Origin of the sequence: Actinoplanes sp. CA-051413 (assembly GCF_050955795.1) — a bacterium.
GTDB lineage: Bacteria > Actinomycetota > Actinomycetes > Mycobacteriales > Micromonosporaceae > Actinoplanes.
The window spans coordinates 1,068,295-1,085,481 of record NZ_CP192100.1 but is presented as its reverse complement, the minus strand read 5'-3'; the positions used below and the strand labels follow the sequence as shown (position 1 = coordinate 1,085,481).

The following is a 17,187-nucleotide window of genomic DNA, read 5'->3' as shown; positions in this document are numbered from 1 at the left end:
GTCATGCGCCGTGTTCTCGCCCTGCTGGGCCTGCTCGTCCTCGTGCTCGCCGGCTGCACCTCGCACCGGCGGGCCGAGCCCGAGCCCACGCCGTCCCCCGACCTGACCAGTGCGCCGGTGGCCGTGGCCGTGAACCCGGGCCCGTTCGAGGCCGGCCCGTTCGAGGCGCCGGAGACCGGTGCGTACCTGGGCGCCTGGATCAAGCCGGACGCCCTGACCCATGCCGGCCGGGTCGAGGCCGTCGACGGACTCGAGAAGGACCTCGGGCGCCCGCTCGACATCGTCAACACGTACCGGCGCTTCGACCAGATGGTCGGCACCGCGTCCGACGAGGAGTTCCTGGACACCGACGCCACGCTGATGGTCAGCTGGGCCACCGGGGACAACCGCTCGATCCTGGCCGGCGAGCACGACCGGCTGATCCGCCGGCAGGCCAAGGCCATCCGCAAGGTCAAGGAGCCGGTGCTGCTGCGGATCCGGTGGGAGATGGACCGGCCGAACCTGCGCGCCACGATGTGGTCCGGGGAGGACTACATCGCCGCGTACAAGCACATCCGGCAGATCTTCGCCGAGCAGCGGGTCAAGAACGTGTCGTGGGTCTGGTGCCCGACCGCGGAGGGCTTCATCCGCGGCGACGCGCCGGCCTTCTACCCGGGCGACGACCAGGTGGACTGGACCTGCGTGGACGTCTACGCCGGGAACCTGTTCCAGCCGATCGGTCAGCTCATGGGCCCGTTCCTGCAGTGGGCGGCGCAACGGCCCAAGCCGATCATCATCGGTGAGTTCGGGGTGGCCAAGGCGTGGGGCTCGGCCGGCCGGGCGGCCTGGCTGGCCGACGCCGAGCGCACCTTCAAGGCCAACAAGCAGATCAAGGCCGTCGTCTACTTCGAGTCCGACCCCGAGGGCAACGGGCCGAAGCAGCAGTTCCAGCTGGCCGGGGACAAACCCGCGTTCCAGCAGTTCGCCCGGCTGACCCGGGACCCTTACTTCAATCCCCGATAGGCCGCCCGCGGCCGCCGGGCGCCCACCCGCCCGGCGGCCGCGGGTGTGTCCGGGTCATCGGCGGGCGGCGGCGCCGGCCAGCAGCCGCATCGCGTACGGGGCGTCGTGCTTGAGGTAGCGCCCGGCCAGCCGCCCCGGGTCGGTCCCCAGCCGGTGGGCCCACTCCAGACCGGTCTTCTGCATCCAGCGCGGCGCCCGCTCGACGTCGCCGGCCACGAAGTTGACCGCCGCGCCGCAGCCGATGAACCAGGCCCGCGGCAGCTCGGCCCGCAGCCGGGTGATCACGCCCTCCTGCTTCGGGAAGCCCAGGCCGACGAAGACCAGGTCGGGTTCCGCCCCGGCCACCTTGCGGCAGAGGTCGGCGAAGGACTCCTCGTCGCGCTCGAAGCCGTACGGCGGGCAGAGCGTCCCGGCGATCCGCAGCCCCGGGCACTCACCCGCCAGGCGGTCGGCCGCCCGGGTGGCACCGTCCTTGGTCCCGTCGGCCGCCGGTGTGCCGCCGACGACGAAGATCGATCGGCGGTCGTGGGCCAGGCCGCGCGACAGCGACCAGATCAGGCTGCTGCCCGCGACGCGTTCCGGCAGCGGGGTGCCGCTGAGCTTGCTGGCCCAGACCAGCGGCATGCCGTCGGCGACCACCAGGTCGGCGTCGTCGAGGTAACCACGGACCTCGCTGTCCACCTGGGCCTGGCGCAGGATGTCGACGTTCGGGGTCAGGATCCGGCCGCCCCGGCCCGCATCGATGGCCTCGCGGACGACGGCCACCACCTCCTCCTCGGTGATCCGGTCGAATCCCGTGCCGTCCAGATGCACCCGGTCGAATGCCTCGATCGTCATGCGACGCCTCCTTCACCCTTGTTCGCTCGTTATAGGAGCGAAACGAGCGAAGGTGGGCCAAAGTGGCACGGGTTCTTTATTTGGGTGGATTGGGACGAAGCGGAACGACGCTCGTCGAGCGCCTCCTCGGCGAGCTGCCCTCCGTGTGCTCGCTCGGCGAGATCGTCCACCTCTGGCAGCGCGACATCCGCGACGACGAGCGCTGCGGCTGCGGCGCCCGCTTCTCGGCCTGCACGTTCTGGAAGCGCGTCGGCGAACGCGCCTTCGGCCACTGGGGCAATGTGGACGTCGAGCGGGTGCACGCGCTGCGCGACGTCGTCGAGCGCACCCGGCACATCCCCCGCCTGGCCGGCGCCCAGTTGCCGCCGGCCCAGCGCGCCGACGTCCGCGAGTACGCGAGCTTCTACGCCCGGGTCTACTCGGCGGCCGCGGCGGTGTCCGGGGCCCAGGTGGTCGTCGACTCCTCCAAGCACAGCGCCCTGGCGCACGTGCTGCGCTGGGCCGACGACGTCGATCTGCGGGTCGTGCACGTGGTGCGGGACGCGCGCGGGGTCGCGTACTCGTGGACCAAGACCGTCGCCCGGCCGGAGACGGACGGCAGCGAGGAGATGACGCGCTACTCCCCCGGCCGTTCGGCCCTGCTGTGGAACGCGCACAACGCGGCCTTCGGGCTGCTCTCGCGCCGCGGCGTGCCGGTCCGCCGGATCCGCTACGAGCAGTTCCTCACCGACCCGCGGGCCGCGCTGCGCGAACTCGCCGAGTACGCCGGTGTCCCGGTCTCCGACGCCGACCTCGGCTTCCTCGGCGACGGCTACGCCGACCTCCGGGTCGGCCACAGCGCGGCCGGCAACCCGATGCGCTTCAGCGTCGGCCGGCTGCCGCTCCGCCGCGACGACGCCTGGGTACGCGCACTGCCCAGCGGCCAGCGCCGGCTGGTCGGCGCGGTGTGCGCCCCGATGCTGCGCGCGTACGGCTACCCGCTCAACCCCGCAGAAGTGCCCCAGGAGGCGTGATGAACTGGCCGTCCGTCGGTGTCGTGATCCCCACCCGCAACCGTCCCGAACTGCTCCGCAAGGCCATCGCCGGGGTACGCGCCCAGCGTTACCCGGGTGAGCTGAAGATCGTGGTGGTCTACGACCAGACCGAGCCCGACTACCTGCTCGCCTCCACCGACGGCGTCCAGGTGCTGGTGCTGACGAACTGGCGCACCTCCGGGCTGGCCGGCGCCCGCAACACCGGCATTCTGGCGCTGGACAGCGAGTTCGTGGCCTTCTGCGACGACGACGACCAGTGGGCGCCGGACAAGCTGCGCCGTCAGGTGGCCGCCCTGGTGGCCGAGCCCGACTCCGAGATGGCGACCTGCGCGATCGAGGTCGAGTACGAGGGCCGGACCACCCCGCGGCTGGCCGGGCGCAGCCGGGTGACGGTCGACGAGCTGGCCCGTTCCCGGATGGCGATGCTGCACTCGTCGTCGTTCCTGATCCGCCGGGACGCGCTGGCCGAGTCGGCGATCGGGCTGGTCGCCGAGGACGCGCCGGGCAGCCAGAACGAGGACTGGGACATGCTGCTGCGGGCGGCCCGCCGCGCGCCGATCGTGCACCTGGACGAGCCGCTGGTCCGGGTCCTGTGGGGCCGCACCTCGCACTACGCCTACGAGTACGCCACCAAGATCTCGTCGCTGCGCTGGATGATGCAACGCCACCCGGAGATCAGCGGCTGCGGCCCGGGCGCGGCCCGCGTCTACGGTCAGCTCGCGTGCTGGTCGGCCGCGACCGGCAACCGGAGTCAGGCGTGGCAGTTCAGCAAGGAGGCGGTCCGCGCCAACTGGAAGGAGCCGCGGACGGCGATCGCCCTCGCGGCCATGACCGGCGCGGTGAAGGTGGAGAACGTGCTGTCGGCGCTGCACAAGCGGGGCCGAGGTATCTGACACACCACCTTTTGCGCACACCCGCTCAGCGGGTAGTGTTCGCACGTGTTCGAATTCGTGCGGTTATCCCGTCGTAGCGACGGTGAGTGCTGATGCTCGCGCAGCAGCGTCAGGCGGCGATCCTGGACCGGGTCCGGGCCGCCGGCGGCGTCCGCGTCAGCGAGCTGGCCAACGAGTACGGCGTCTCCGACATGACGATCCGCCGCGACCTGGAGACCCTGGCCGACCGCGGCCTGCTGGCGAAGGTACACGGCGGCGCGACCACGGTGAGCCCCGGTTCGGCCCACGAGCCCGGCTTCGCAGCCAAGTCGGTGCGCCAGCGCGCTGAGAAGGCCGCGATGGCCATGCGCGCCGCCGCCCTGGTCTCCCCTGGTGACGCCATCGCGCTGTCCGCCGGCACCACGACCGCGGGCCTGGCCCAGCGGCTCGTCGACGTGCCGGCACTCACCGTGGTGACCAACTCCATCCCGGTCGCCGACGTCTTCTACCGCGCCGGGCGCCCGGATCAGACCGTGGTCCTGACCGGCGGCACCCGCACTCCCTCGGACGCCCTGGTCGGGCCGGTGGCGGTCGCCGCGATCGGCACCCTGCACCTGGACATGCTGTTCCTGGGCGTGCACGGGATGAGCGAGCGGGCCGGCTACACGACGCCGAACCTCATGGAGGCCGACGTCAACCGGGCGCTGGTGGAGGCGGCCGAGCGGCTCGTGGTGCTGGCCGACCACACCAAGTGGGGCACCGTGGGCATCTCCTCGATCGTGCCGCTGGACCGCGCCGACGTGGTGATCACGGATGACCAACTGGACGAGGCCGCACGTGCGGTCCTGGTGGAACAGGTGAACGAGCTGATGGTGGTAAGCGCCCAATGATCTCCCAGAGGACTGCGATCCGGCTCTCCGACGGCCGCGAGCTCATCTACTTCGACGAGACCCCGGACGCGGACCGGGCCAAGTGGCCGGACACCCGGCACCTGCCGCCCCCGCCGCCGACCTCCCAGCTGCGGTACGACCCGCTGGTCGACGAGTGGGTGGCGGTCGCGGCGCACCGGCAGACCCGCACCTTCCTGCCGCCGAGCGACAAGTGCCCGCTGTGCCCGTCGACGCCGGAGTTCGCCAGCGAGATCCCCGCGCCGGACTACGACGTGGTGGTGTTCGAAAACCAGTTCCCGTCGTTCAGCGACCGGGTCAAGCCGGACGAGATCACCGCGCTGACCGACATGGTCCCGGTCCGGCCGGGCATCGGGCGCACCGAGGTGGTCTGCTTCACCAGCGACCACAACAGCTCCTTCGGCACGCTGCCGCCGGCCCGGGTCCGCACGGTGCTCGACGCGCTGGCCGACCGGACGACCGAGATGTCGGCGCTGCCGGGCATCGCCCAGGTGTTCCCGTTCGAGAACCGCGGCATCGAGATCGGTGTGACGCTGAGCCACCCGCACGGGCAGATCTACGCGTACCCGACGGTGCCGCCGCGCACCGAGGCCATGCTGCGGGCGGCGCGCAAGCACGCCGAGCACACCGGCGGCCGCAACCTGTACGCCGACGTGCTGGCCGCGGAGCAGAAGGCCCAGGTCCGCGTGGTGGCGTCCAACGAGCACTGGACGGCCTACGTCCCGGCGGCGGCCCGCTGGCCGTACGAGGTGCAGCTGGCCCCGCACCGCCAGGTCGCCGACATCCCGGCCCTGAGCGACGAGGAACGTGACGCCTTCGCGCCGCTGTACCTGGACGTGCTGCGCCGCTTCGACGCGCTCTTCGGCAAGCCGATGCCCTACATCTCGGCCTGGCACCAGGCGGTGGTCGGTGAGGGCCGCGAGCTGGGTTACCTGCACCTCCAGCTGTTCAGCATCCGCCGGGCGGCGGACAAGCTGAAGTACCTGGCCGGCTCGGAGTCGGCGATGGGCGCCTTCGTCAACGACATCGTCCCGGAAGCGGCCGCCCAGCGTCTGCGCGAGGCGCTCTAGCCTCAGTCGGCCACGATGTTGCGCGGGGCGCTCGGCGGCCAGTTGTGGTCGGGGGCGACCTGCCGGGCCACCTGGCGGCCGATGTCGCGCAGCTCGGCCACCTGCTCGGGGCGCAGCGCGTCGAAGACGTAGCGCCGGACCGCCGCCACGTGGCCGGGCGCGGCCTCCACCACCATGTCCCAGCCGGTGTCAGTGAGCACCGCCTCGACGAACCGGCCGTTCTCGGCGCTGGGCTCGCGGAAGACCCAGCCCCGCTGCTCCAGGCGCTTGACCACGTTGGACAGCCGGGACAGCGAGCCGTTCACGAACTGGGCCAGCTCGCTCATCCGCAGGCGCCGGCGGGGCGACATGGACAGGCCCGCGAGCACCAGGTATTCGAAGAACGAGATGCCGTTGTCCCGCTGGAGCTGGGCGTCGAACGCGCTCGGCAGCCGGAACATGAGCCAGGACAGGGCGAGCCAGGCGTCGCTCTCGTCGCTCGACAGCCATTGGGGTTCATTCCGGCCTTCCACGGCATGCAGCCTACCGGCCTTGATCAGCGAACTTGACGTACGTCACTTCACGGTTGACTTCACGCTTGAAGCGAGCCATCGTTGACTTCAAGCGTGAAGTCATACTCAACAAAGGGGACGAACCATGACGTTGTTCCGGCTGGACGCCAGCATCCGGGTCGAGGGCTCGGCGAGCCGCGAGATCGCCGACCTCGTCGAGCAGGAGTGGCTGGCCGCACACCCGGGCGACCAGGTCGAGCGGCGGCACATCGGCGTCGACGTGCTGCCCGCCGACGCCTGGGGGCACGCGGTGGGCGCCGGCTTCGTCCCGCCCGAGCAGCACACCGCCGAGCAGGCGAACGCGGTGAAACTGGCCACCACCCTCACCGACGAACTGGTCAACGCGGACGCGGTGCTGCTGGCCGTGCCCCTCTACAACTGGGGCGTGTCCCAGCACTTCAAGACCTGGTTCGACCTGATCATGACGGACCCCCGCGTACGCGCCCCCGAAGGCCTGATCCCGGGCAAGCCGGTCGTCCTGGCCACCGTCCGCGGCGGCGCCTACGGCCCGGGCACCCCCAAACACGGCTGGGACTACTCAACCCCGTACCTCAACCGCATGCTCACCGAACAGTGGGGCGCAACCCTCACAGTCGTAGAACGCGAACTGACCCTCGCCGCCGTAAACCCAGCCCTGGCCCCCCTCCGAGACCTGGCAACCCAACTCCACCAACAAGCCCTCAGCGCCGCCACCGAAGCCGGCCGCGCCTTCGGCGTGAAGTAACCGCACCCAAAGTCGCACTTCGCCCGTCGGTGTCGAGGGCGCCAAAACAGGCTAGGCGCCTTTTGCCGTGGCCTGTTTTGGTGTCCTCGACACCGACCGCCTTAGGGCGAAGTGCCAGCCGAGCGGAGCGAGGCCATTAAGCAGGGCGCGGGGGGCCTGGGACGAGGCCCCCCGCGGGGAAGGGACGGCGGGCGTCAGCCCACTGATCGCGCGCTGCTTCCAGAACCGGTCGGCGCCCGGGACAAGGCGGCCGGACCGGCGGGCGACCGAAAGCGCGACGCGACCGTCATCCGTTCTATCCAGGAAAACGACCGGCCTTCCCTGGAGTTACGCCGCCTACCCTAAAAAACCCGTCCTAAACATCCGTTTTGCGAGCTTAATACCGCGCAAAAAGGCCGCCGGCAACTGCGCGGCGGCCTTCGTGCTTACGGCGTACGGGATCAGGCGAGCTTGCGAGCCAGGTTCTCGTCCAAGGCGTTCATGAACTCGTCCGTGGTCAGCCAGGGTGCGTCCCGCGAGATGAGCAGCGCGAGGTCCTTGGTCATCTGACCGCCCTCGACCGTCTCCACGCAGACCTTCTCCAGCGTCTCAGCGAACTCGGTGACCGCCGGGGTGCTGTCGAGCAGACCGCGGTGCTTGAGGCCGCCGGTCCAGGCGAAGATCGAGGCGATCGGGTTGGTCGAGGTCTTCTCGCCCTTCTGCCACTGCCGGTAGTGCCGGGTGACCGTGCCGTGCGCGGCTTCCGCCTCGACGGTCTGGCCGTCCGGGGTCATCAGCACGGAGGTCATCAGGCCGAGCGAGCCGAAGCCCTGCGCCACGGTGTCGGACTGCACGTCACCGTCGTAGTTCTTGCAGGCCCAGACGTAGCCGCCCTCCCACTTCATGGCGGCGGCCACCATGTCGTCGATGAGGCGGTGCTCGTAGGTGAGGCCGGCCGCCTTGAACTGGTCGGCGAACTCGGTCTCGAAGATCTCGGCGAACAGGTCCTTGAACCGGCCGTCGTACGCCTTGAGGATCGTGTTCTTCGTCGACAGGTAGACCGGGTAGTTGCGGGCCAGGCCGTACCGGAACGAGGCGCGGGCGAAGTCGCGGATCGAGTCGTCGTAGTTGTACATCGCCATCGCGACGCCGCCGCCGGGGTAGTCCGCGACGTGGAACTCCATCGGCGCGGAGCCGTCCTCGGGCGTGAACGTGACGGTCAGCTTGCCCGCGCTCGGCACCACGAAGTCGGTGGCCTTGTACTGGTCGCCGTGGGCGTGCCGGCCGATGATGATCGGCTTGGTCCAGCCCGGCACCAGCCTGGGTACGTTCGACATGATGATCGGCTCGCGGAAGACGACGCCGCCGAGGATATTGCGGATCGTGCCGTTGGGCGACCGCCACATCTTCTTGAGGCCGAACTCCTCGACGCGGGCCTCGTCCGGGGTGATCGTCGCGCACTTGACGCCGACACCGTGCCGCTTGATCGCGTTGGCCGCGTCGATGGTCACCTGGTCGTCGGTCTCGTCGCGGTACTGGATCGACAGGTCGTAGTACTCGAGGTTGACGTCGAGGTACGGCAGCACCAGCTGCTCGCGGATCTGCTTCCAGATGATCCGGGTCATCTCGTCGCCGTCGAGCTCCACGACCGGGTTGTTGACCTTGATCTTCGCCATCGACCGGCGCTCCTCTCCGGGACACGTGCTTCTAGCAGTACGAGCGTACTGCAGGTCGGTGGAAGATCGCCTCCCGGCCTCGCCCTAACCCTCTCGCACGAGCCGGCCCGCGCCGCCAGAATGGCGGGATGTCTGCCCTCCGGAAGATCGGCCCGCTCACCGTCATCGCGTTGCAGGACGCCGAGGGCCCGCATTTCGACCAGCGCGAGGACGCGCTGCCGGACGCCACGGCCGAGCAGTGGGCCGCGGCCGACGAGCGCGATCCGGGTGCGCGGACCGCGGACGGCCGCTGGTGGTTGCGCTTCCGGAGCTTCGCGATCCGGTACGGCGACAGCGGCCCGGTCACCCTCGTCGACGCAGGGATCGGGCCGGCCCACTCACTCGCCGCCGACTGGGCTCCCGTACCCGGGCACCTGCCGGACGAACTGGCCGCGGCGGGGATCGAGGCCGCGGCCGTCGAGGCGGTCGTGCTGACCCACCTGCACACCGATCACATCGGCTGGGCCGTCCCGGCGGACTCGCCGTTCACGAACGCCCGCGTGATCGTGCAGCGCGCGGAGGTCGAGGCCTTCGCAGCCGCGCGCCAGCAGGACGCGCTGCTGCGGCCGCTACGGGACCAGGGGCGGTTACAGGTGGTCGAGGGTGACACCGAGCTGAGCGCGGGCGTACGGATCCTCTCCACGCCCGGGCACACCCCGGGACACCAGTCGGTGCTGATCTCCGGCGACGGCGAGTCGGTGCTGGTGACCGGGGACCTGCTGGTGCACGCGGTGCAGCTGGTGGATCCGGCCCTCGCGTACGGGCACGACATGGACGCGCAGCTCGCCCGCAAGAGCCGGGAGGAGGCGCTCACCGCGGCCGCGACCCGTGGCTCGTGGCTGGCGGTGTCGCACCTGGGTCAGCCGTATCTGGCGTCGAGCTCCGCTGCCCCCAACGGACGCTGAGGAGCTTCGCCGTGACTACACCGCTGAATGGGCTTCCGCCCGAAGAAGGCTGGACAGTCGCCGACCTCGCCGTCATACCCGACGACGGCGCACGCCGCGAACTGGTCGATGGGTCGCTGCACGTGTATCCGCTGCCGACCAGCGTCCACCAGGTCATCGCCATGCGTCTCGGTGTCGCGCTCGAGCAGACGTGCCCGGACGACCTCTTCGTGAGTCAGGCCAATGATGTGGAGCTCAGCACGCGCCGGATGTTCATCCCGGACGTGCTGGTCACCACGTTCGAGGCGGCCCGCCGGCGCGCCGGCAGCTTCATGGCGGACGAGGTCGTGCTGGCGGTGGAGATCGTGTCGCCGGGCTCGCAGAGCGTGGACCGAGTGCTCAAGCCGGCCCTGTACGCGAAGGCCGGCATTCCGAACTTCTGGCTGATCGAGACCGACGGCGGCATCACCGTGCAGACGCACCAGCTCAACCGCGAGGCGGGGACGTACGAACCGTCGGGGTCCTTCACCGACGTGATCAGCGTCGCGAGCCCGTGGCCACTCGAGATCCCGATCGCCGCGTTGCGCCCCCGCAACTTCTGAACATGGGAAAGGCCGGGGCACACGGCCCCGGCCTTTCTGACAATTATCAGAGCGAAGCGACGTCCGCCTGCTTGGCGCGGACGGCCTCGGCGGCCTCCTTGAGGCCGGCCAGCTCGCTCTCGGTGAGGTCGGTCTCGACGACCCGCTTCACACCCTGCGCGCCGATCTCGGCCTCGACGCCGAGGTAGACGCCGGAGATGCCGTACTCGCCGTCGACCCACGCGCAGACCGGCATGACCGCGCCGGAGTCCTCCGCGACAGCGCGGGCCATCCGGGCCGCGGCGGCCGACGGGGCGTAGTACGCCGAGCCGGTCTTGAGCAGCGCCACGACCTCGGCGCCGCCGTTGCGGGTGCGGGTCACCAGCTCCTCGACCTTGTCGGCCGGGAGCAGCTCGGCGACCGGCTTGCCGTTGACCGTGGACTTCGACGGCACCGGCACCATGGTGTCGCCGTGCGAGCCCAGCGTCAGCGTCTTGACGCTGCTCACCGGGACCTTCAGCTCCTCGGCCACGTTGTTGGTGAAGCGGGCCGAGTCCAGCATGCCGGCCTGGCCGAGCACCCGGTTCTTGGGGAACTGGGTGGCGATCTGAGCCAGCGCGGTCATCTCGTCCAGCGGGTTCGACACCACGATGACGACGGCGTTGGGGGCGTACTTGGCGACGTTCTCGGCCACCTGGCGGACGATCTTGGCGTTGACGCCGAGCAGGTCCATCCGGCTCATGCCGGGCTTGCGGGGCAGGCCCGCGGTGATCACGACGACGTCGGAGCCCTCGATGGCCTCGTAGCCCTCGCCGTTGGGGCCGGTGGTGGCGCCGACGACCTTGGTCTCGAAGCCCTCGATCGGGCGGGACTGGTTCAGGTCGAGCGCGAGGCCCTCGGGCTTGCCCTCGACGATGTCGGTGAGCACCACGGTCTCGAAGATGTCGTACTCGGCCAGACGCTGTGCGGTCGTGGACCCGTAGAAACCGGCGCCTACGACGGTGACCTTCTTGCCCATGTCTCTCACTCCCAGTCGGCGGGACGCTTTTTCCGGACCGTATCAGTCGGTTAACGGCGCATTACCGGGCAGGGCCGCCCGGGGCGAGGTAAACCACTGTTCAGGCGCTGACCTTGGCGCCGTACGCGGTCGCGAACTGCACCGCCTGGGCCATGTCGATCTTGGTGCCGTCCAGCCGGAGGCCGTGCAGCGCGACCCCGTCGAGGTCGGCGCCGCGCAGGTCGGTGCCCTTCAGGACGGCGTCCTTGAGCCGGGCGTGCGACAGGTCGGCGCCGCGCAGGTCGGCCCGGGTCAGGTCGGCGCCGGTGAGGTCGGCCTCCCGCAGCCGCAGCCCGCCGAGCTTGGCGGCGGTGAGGTTCTGCCCGCGCAGCGAGACGAAACCCCAGTCACCGCCGTCGATGGTCAGCGGCCGCAGTCCACAGTCGAGGAACTGCGAGCCGGTGAGCTTGCAACCGGTCACGGTGGCGTCGAAGAACGAGCAGCGCCGCAGCACCGACTGGGTGATCGCGCAGGCGTTCAGCTCGGCGGCGTTGAAGCGCACGTTGCCGAACTCGCAGTGCGTGAACGTGCACCCGGTCAGCTTCGCCTCGGACCAGTCGACGTCGTGGAACGCGCAGTCCTCGTAGTGTGCGCGTTCCACCTCGGCGAGGGCCCAGTCCTGGCCCGCGAACGTCTCGTTCCGGACGACGTCCATCAGTGGTAGAAGTGCCGGGTTCCGGTCAGGTAGACGGTCATCCCGGCCTTGTCGGCCGCCTCGATGACCAGGTTGTCGCGGATGGAGCCACCCGGCTGCACGACCGCCTTGACGCCGGCGGCGATCAGCACCTCGAGGCCGTCCGGGAACGGGAAGAACGCGTCGGACGCGGCCACGCTGCCCTTGGCCCGGTCCGCGCCGGCCCGGTTCACCGCGAGGTGCGCCGAGTCGACCCGGTTGACCTGGCCCATGCCCACGCCGACGGTCGCGCCGTCGTGGGCGAGCAGGATCGCGTTGCTCTTCACCGAGCGGATCGCCCGCCAGGCGAAGGCCAGATCCGCGAGCTCCTCGGCGGTGGCGGCCTCGCCGGTGGCCAGCGTCCAGCCCGCCGGGTCGTCGCCCTCGGCGTCGATGCGGTCGGACATCTGCACCAGCACGCCGCCGCCGATCTGCTTGATCTCCGCGGGCGGCGGGTTCCAGGCCGGCGCCACGAGCACGCGCAGGTTCTTCTTCTCGCGGAAGACCGCGAGCGCCTCCTCGGTGAACGACGGCGCGACGATCACCTCGGTGAAGATGCCGTCGAGCTGCTTGGCCAGCTCCACGGTCACCTGCCGGTTGACCGCGATGACCCCGCCGAACGCCGACACCGGGTCGCAGGCGTGCGCCTTGCGGTGCGCCTCGGCGACGTCGGCGCCGACCGCGATGCCGCACGGGTTGGCGTGCTTGATGATCGCCACGCACGGCTCGGCGAAGTCGTTCGCCGAGCGCCAGGCGGCGTCCGCGTCGACGTAGTTGTTGTAGGACATCTCCTTGCCGTGCAGCTGCACGGCCTGGGCCAGCCCGGCGGGCGCGTTCGGGTCGAGGTAGAGCGCGGCCTGCTGGTGCGGGTTCTCGCCGTAGCGCAGCGCGCTCTCGCGCTTGAGCGCGAGCCCGGCGAACTCCGGCCACTCCGAAGGCGCCAGGGTCGTCGCGCACCAGTTGGCCACCGCCACGTCGTACTCGGCGATGTCGGCGAAGGCGCGAGCAGCGAGCAGCTTGCGCTGCGTCAGCGTGAAACCGCCGTCGCGCAGGGCGTCCAAAATCAACGGGTACGCCGCCACGGCCGTCACCACCGCCACGGACGGGTGGTTCTTGGCCGCCGCACGGACCATCGCGGGCCCGCCGATGTCGATCTGCTCGACGCACTCGTCCACGGTCGCGCCGGACGCCACGGTCTCGGTGAACGGGTACAGATTGCTGACCAGCAGGTCGAACGGCTCGATGGCCAGCTCGGACAGCTGCGCGGCGTGGGTCTCCAGCCGCAGGTCGGCGAGCAGGCCCGCGTGCACCTTGGGGTGCAGCGTCTTGACCCGGCCGTCCAGCGTCTCCGGGAAGCCGGTCAGCTCCTCGACCCGGGTCACCGGGACCCCGGCGGCCTCGACGGTCGACGCGGTGGAGCCGGTGGAGACGACCTGCACCCCGGCGGCGTGCAGGGCCTGCGCGAGCTCGACCAGGCCGGTCTTGTCGTACACGCTCAGCAGGGCCCGCTTGATCGGCCGGCGGCCGTCCTCGACGGTCATGGGATGGAGACCTTCCTGTCCGTGATGGTCCAGCCTTCGCGCACCAGGCGGCCGACGTACTCGACCAGCTGGCGGCGCTCGGCTTCCTTGATCCGCTCGGTCAGCGTCTCTTCCGTGTCGTCGTCGAGCACGGGCACGCTGACCTGGGCGATGATCGGGCCGGTGTCGACACCGGCGTCGACGAAGAACAGCGTCGCCCCGGCGATCTTGACGCCGTAGGCGAGGGCGTCGCGCGGGCCGTGGATGCCCGGGAACGACGGCAGCAGCGCGTTGTGGGTGTTGACGTAGCGGTCTCCGAAGGCGGCCAGGAAGTCCCGGCCGACCAGCTTGAGGAAGCCGGCCGAGATGACCAGGTCGGGCTTGTGCTCGGCCACGTGGGCGGTCAGGGCGGCGTCCCAGTCGTCACGGGTCGGGTAGGCCTTGACGGAGTCGACGAACGTCGGCACACCGGCGGCGGCCGCACGGTCGAGTCCGGCGATGCCGTCCCGGTCGGCGCCGACGGCCACGACCTTCGCGCCGTACGCGGGATCCGCGGCGGCGTCGAGGAGGGCCTGCAGGTTGCTGCCGGAGCCGGAGACGAGGACGACCAGGCGGGCGGGCGCGGGGTCTGTCACCCGAGCACCCTATCGTCGTGGCCGCTGACGACGGCAAACGGGTCGTTTCGAGGACAGCGGAAACCGCTGATCATCGGTTAGGCTGCGGGCCGCTCACGTGATGGTCCACGTGCGCCCGGTTTGCACATCACCGCATTGCGCGGATTTATCTGGAGGATTCGCCCGTGACGCCACCGCCCTACTACGGTCAGCAGCCGCCCGCAGCGCCGGGCAACGACAAGGTGACGCTCTGGGGCGTCCTCGGCATCGTCTTCGCCTTCTGCTGCTGGCCCCTCGGCATCGTCTTCGGCGTGCTGAGCCTGCTCGAGGCCCGCAAGGTCGGCAAGAAGCCCACGCTCGCCTACGTGACCTTCGGTGTCATCGTGCTGGCGCTGATCATCAACATCATCCTGGCCGCCACCGGCGCGCTGGGCGACCTCATGTCGTCGAACTCCTGACGATCTGAGCGGCACCACCGCAAGGGCGTCCCGGCCACGGCCGGGGCGCCCTTCGCGCATCCGCCGGAAGCCGGCTCAGCCGCGGGCCGGAGCGCGGAACGCGCGGCCCGCCGCCGCGCCGATGCAGGCCGAGACCGTGACCACCATCGTCGCGATCAGGGCGACGTGCCACGGGACCGGGCCGATCTCGGAGAGCCGTCCGTCGCCCAGCGACCCGCCCGACATCCACGACAGCAGGCCCAGCACCAGACCCGCCACCGGACCGGACAGGGCCGCCGCGCCGAGCACCAGTGACCAGCTCGGCTCGACCGGCGCCGGCTCGCCCGGGGTGCGCCCGTGCACCAGGTGCGCGTCGACCACGTGATGCAGGTTCACCAGCCGCCGGGTCAGCAGCCAGCCGGCCGCCATCGCCGCCAGCACGGGCACCGCCAGCAGCGCCGCGCCACTCGCGCCCATCGGGCCGTTCGGCAGGCCGGCCAGCAGCGGCACGGTCGGCAGCGGGCCGAGGGTCACTTCGGTCACCCGTACGGCGGAGTCGGCGCCCAGCAGAAAACCGGGCCCCAGCAGGTACGCCGCCGACCAGATCACGCCGTTGGCCCCGTACGCCAGGCTGACCAGCGTGATCCCGGCCTGCCCGGCCACCCCGGTCCGGTACGCCGAGATCATGTCGGCCGCCTGTCCCCCGCCGACCGCCACCGACAGGCCCGCGAAGGCCGCCCCGGCCGCCAGCACCAGCAGCGCCGCCACGACGCCCGTGCGCAGGCCGTGGCGCAGCGCCGGTGGGATGCGGCGGGCCGTCACGACCAGCGCGTCGGTGCTGCGCAGCGTGCCGATCAGGGAGAACACCAGCCCGGCGAGGAAGAAGTGGAACGCCGCCCGGCCCGCGGACACCTCGGTGCCCTTGCCGTTGACGAGCACCGCCGCCAGGGCGCCCAGCAGCGCGTACCAGATGCCGATCATGCCGGCGACCAGCAGGGCGACCCGGGGTGAGCCGCTGCGGCGGGCGCCGATGGCGCGGATGACGTGCAGGCCGGCGCGGTTGAGGCGCCAGCCGGCCAGCAGGGTGAGCAGCAGCGGCGCCAGGCCTAGGGGGCCGATCGAGGTGCCGATCGGGACGCCGTGGCCGAGCAGCCAGCCGGCCAGCCCGGCGTGCGCGGCGCCGCCCAGGCCACCCTGACCTTCGAGCGTGCGGGCCATGCCGATGACCGCGGCCACCGGCACGTACGACACCAGGGCGGCCCAGCAGGTCGCGAAGGCGGCTGCCACCGGCAGTGGGGCGCGACCCGGGCCGGGCGGCGGGCGGCGCTGGCCGGGGAGCTTGACCGTCTGGTGGTTGCCCCGATCGATCCGCACGGTGGCGCGGTCGCCCGGGTCGACCCGGACGGTGGGGCGCTCGGGTGCCGACGGGCGCACCGTGACCGTCTCGCGGGCGGCAAGGTGAACGGCCTCGGCGGCCTCGAACTGGTCCTCCGAGCCGGCGGGTCGACCGTCGCGACGGTCGGGGGTGGTCGGCATCGCGGCCTACTTTTCCACGCCGGACGGCCTGCGGCGACGCAGAAACGGCGACGCGCCGCACATCGACCGCCGGAAAGCCCCACATCCGAACGCCTGTGCGGACCTGGGTGCCGGCAAACCACCCGAAACAACCGCTCCCGGGGCCGCAATCCGCGCCATAAGGTACGCATCGCGACCCGTACGCGGGAGGTGGCCCGCCGCCGAGGACGGTTGCCGAGGCCGGGCGCGGCGGAAAGTCGCCGGACACAGCGACGCGCCGCGGTCCGGACGTGAACCGTCCGGGCCGCGGCGCGCCTGTGGCCGTACCAATGTCAGCTCATGACCTCGCGCATGAGCCGCGCGGTCTCGCTCGGGGTCTTGCCGACCTTGACGCCGGCGGCCTCGAGGGCCTCCTTCTTGGCGTCGGCGGTGCCGGCCGAGCCGGAGATGATCGCGCCGGCGTGGCCCATGGTCTTGCCGACCGGGGCGGTGAAGCCGGCGATGTAGCCGACGACCGGCTTGGTCACATTGGCCTTGATGAACTCGGCCGCGCGCTCCTCGGCGTCGCCGCCGATCTCACCGATCATCACGATCGCGTCGGTCTCCGGGTCCTCCTGGAAGGCCTTGAGCGCGTCGATGTGGGTGGTGCCGATGATCGGGTCGCCGCCGATGCCGACCGCGGTGGAGAAGCCGATGTCGCGCAGCTCGTACATGAGCTGGTAGGTCAGCGTGCCGCTCTTGCTGACCAGGCCGATGCGCCCGCCCGGGGTGATGTCGGCCGGGATGATGCCGGCGTTGGAGGCGCCCGGCGAGGCGATGCCGGGGCAGTTCGGGCCGATGATCCGGGTCTTCTGGCCCTGGGCGATGTTGTGCGCCCAGAAGGCGGCCGAGTCCTGCACCGGCACGCCCTCGGTGATCACGACGGCCAGCGGGATCTCGGCGTCGATCGCCTCGAGCACCGCACCCTTGGTGAACGCCGGCGGCACGAAGATGACCGACACGTCAGCGCCGGTCTCCTTGATCGCCTCGCCGACGGACGCGAAGACCGGCAGCGAGGTGCCGTCGAAGTCCACGGTCGTGCCGGCCTTGCGCGGGTTGACACCGCCGACCACGTTGGTGCCCGCGGCGAGCATCCGGCGGGTGTGCTTGGAGCCCTCCGCGCCGGTCATGCCCTGGACGATGACCTTGGAGTCCTTGGTGAGCCAGATAGCCAT

Annotated in this window: 18 protein-coding genes; 9 read left to right on the top strand and 9 right to left on the bottom strand. The window is 71.1% G+C overall.

What is annotated here, in order from left to right; genetic code table 11:
* Positions 1-3: 3 nt before the first annotated feature.
* A complete protein-coding gene (locus ACQP2Y_RS05195) occupies positions 4-1,002 on the top strand; it encodes a glycosyl hydrolase (RefSeq protein WP_433725039.1) in 999 nt (332 codons plus the stop codon).
* Positions 1,003-1,056: 54 nt separating this feature from the next.
* Here ACQP2Y_RS05195 and ACQP2Y_RS05190 read toward each other — a convergent pair whose 3' ends face one another.
* Positions 1,057-1,839: a WecB/TagA/CpsF family glycosyltransferase gene (locus tag ACQP2Y_RS05190; protein WP_433725037.1), complete on the bottom strand. Its 783-nt coding sequence runs from the start codon at positions 1,837-1,839 to the stop codon at positions 1,057-1,059.
* Positions 1,840-1,901: 62 nt separating this feature from the next.
* Between ACQP2Y_RS05190 and ACQP2Y_RS05185 the strand changes: the two genes are divergently transcribed.
* The 4 genes from ACQP2Y_RS05185 (at position 1,902) to galT (ending at position 5,723) form a co-directional block, all read left to right on the top strand.
* Positions 1,902-2,852 carry a sulfotransferase gene (locus ACQP2Y_RS05185; RefSeq protein WP_360555981.1) on the top strand — a complete coding sequence of 317 codons (951 nt, stop codon included), beginning with the start codon at positions 1,902-1,904 and terminating at the stop codon, positions 2,850-2,852.
* A complete protein-coding gene (locus ACQP2Y_RS05180; RefSeq protein WP_433725035.1) occupies positions 2,852-3,766 on the top strand; it encodes a glycosyltransferase family 2 protein in 915 nt (304 codons plus the stop codon). The genes ACQP2Y_RS05185 and ACQP2Y_RS05180 overlap by 1 nt, the downstream gene beginning before the upstream one ends.
* Before the next feature lie 92 nt (positions 3,767-3,858).
* Positions 3,859-4,635: a DeoR/GlpR family DNA-binding transcription regulator gene (locus ACQP2Y_RS05175; RefSeq protein ID WP_360555984.1), complete on the top strand. Its 777-nt coding sequence runs from the start codon at positions 3,859-3,861 to the stop codon at positions 4,633-4,635.
* Positions 4,632-5,723: a galactose-1-phosphate uridylyltransferase gene (gene galT / locus ACQP2Y_RS05170; protein WP_433725033.1), complete on the top strand. Its 1,092-nt coding sequence runs from the start codon at positions 4,632-4,634 to the stop codon at positions 5,721-5,723. Before ACQP2Y_RS05175 ends, galT begins: the two co-directional genes overlap by 4 nt.
* 2 nt (positions 5,724-5,725) lie before the next feature.
* On the opposite strand, the gene ACQP2Y_RS05165 is transcribed toward galT, so the two are convergent.
* Positions 5,726-6,235 carry a MarR family winged helix-turn-helix transcriptional regulator gene (locus ACQP2Y_RS05165; RefSeq protein ID WP_433725031.1) on the bottom strand — a complete coding sequence of 170 codons (510 nt, stop codon included), beginning with the start codon at positions 6,233-6,235 and terminating at the stop codon, positions 5,726-5,728.
* A gap of 124 nt (positions 6,236-6,359) precedes the next feature.
* On the opposite strand from ACQP2Y_RS05165, the gene ACQP2Y_RS05160 reads away from it, so the two are divergent.
* Positions 6,360-6,998, top strand: a complete 639-nt coding sequence (locus ACQP2Y_RS05160; RefSeq protein WP_433725029.1) for an FMN-dependent NADH-azoreductase — start codon at positions 6,360-6,362, stop codon at positions 6,996-6,998.
* A gap of 440 nt (positions 6,999-7,438) precedes the next feature.
* Here ACQP2Y_RS05160 and ACQP2Y_RS05155 read toward each other — a convergent pair whose 3' ends face one another.
* Positions 7,439-8,653, bottom strand: coding sequence for an NADP-dependent isocitrate dehydrogenase (locus ACQP2Y_RS05155; RefSeq protein ID WP_433725027.1), 1,215 nt, complete (start codon positions 8,651-8,653; stop codon positions 7,439-7,441).
* Positions 8,654-8,781: 128 nt separating this feature from the next.
* On the opposite strand from ACQP2Y_RS05155, the gene ACQP2Y_RS05150 reads away from it, so the two are divergent.
* Both ACQP2Y_RS05150 and ACQP2Y_RS05145 read left to right on the top strand, forming a co-directional pair.
* Complete coding sequence (locus tag ACQP2Y_RS05150; protein WP_433725025.1) at positions 8,782-9,597, top strand: MBL fold metallo-hydrolase; 816 nt, start codon at positions 8,782-8,784, stop codon at positions 9,595-9,597.
* Positions 9,598-9,608: 11 nt separating this feature from the next.
* Positions 9,609-10,178 carry a Uma2 family endonuclease gene (locus tag ACQP2Y_RS05145; RefSeq protein ID WP_433725023.1) on the top strand — a complete coding sequence of 190 codons (570 nt, stop codon included), beginning with the start codon at positions 9,609-9,611 and terminating at the stop codon, positions 10,176-10,178.
* Positions 10,179-10,224: 46 nt separating this feature from the next.
* Here ACQP2Y_RS05145 and mdh read toward each other — a convergent pair whose 3' ends face one another.
* The 4 genes from mdh to purN all read right to left on the bottom strand — a co-directional run bounded on the left by mdh (position 10,225) and on the right by purN (position 14,042).
* The gene (mdh, locus tag ACQP2Y_RS05140; protein ID WP_433725021.1) at positions 10,225-11,175 is read right to left on the bottom strand and encodes a malate dehydrogenase; all 951 of its coding nucleotides are present in this window, start codon (positions 11,173-11,175) and stop codon (positions 10,225-10,227) included.
* Between the two features lie 100 nt (positions 11,176-11,275).
* Entirely contained in the window at positions 11,276-11,869 is a 594-nt protein-coding gene (locus ACQP2Y_RS05135) for a pentapeptide repeat-containing protein (protein WP_433725019.1), read from the bottom strand.
* Positions 11,869-13,428: a bifunctional phosphoribosylaminoimidazolecarboxamide formyltransferase/IMP cyclohydrolase gene (gene purH, locus ACQP2Y_RS05130; protein WP_433725017.1), complete on the bottom strand. Its 1,560-nt coding sequence runs from the start codon at positions 13,426-13,428 to the stop codon at positions 11,869-11,871. Before purH ends, ACQP2Y_RS05135 begins: the two co-directional genes overlap by 1 nt.
* Positions 13,425-14,042 carry a phosphoribosylglycinamide formyltransferase gene (gene purN / locus ACQP2Y_RS05125; protein ID WP_360555999.1) on the bottom strand — a complete coding sequence of 206 codons (618 nt, stop codon included), beginning with the start codon at positions 14,040-14,042 and terminating at the stop codon, positions 13,425-13,427. Before purN ends, purH begins: the two co-directional genes overlap by 4 nt.
* 164 nt (positions 14,043-14,206) lie before the next feature.
* On the opposite strand from purN, the gene ACQP2Y_RS05120 reads away from it, so the two are divergent.
* On the top strand, positions 14,207-14,479 hold the full coding sequence (locus ACQP2Y_RS05120) for a DUF4190 domain-containing protein (RefSeq protein ID WP_433725015.1): 273 nt from the start codon (positions 14,207-14,209) through the stop codon (positions 14,477-14,479).
* A 75-nt stretch (positions 14,480-14,554) separates the two neighbouring features.
* Here the strand turns inward: ACQP2Y_RS05120 and ACQP2Y_RS05115 are convergent, their stop codons facing one another.
* On the bottom strand, positions 14,555-15,994 hold the full coding sequence (locus ACQP2Y_RS05115; protein ID WP_433725013.1) for a cell division protein PerM: 1,440 nt from the start codon (positions 15,992-15,994) through the stop codon (positions 14,555-14,557).
* Between the two features lie 311 nt (positions 15,995-16,305).
* Positions 16,306-17,187, bottom strand: coding sequence for a succinate--CoA ligase subunit alpha (gene sucD / locus ACQP2Y_RS05110; RefSeq protein WP_433725011.1), 882 nt, complete (start codon positions 17,185-17,187; stop codon positions 16,306-16,308).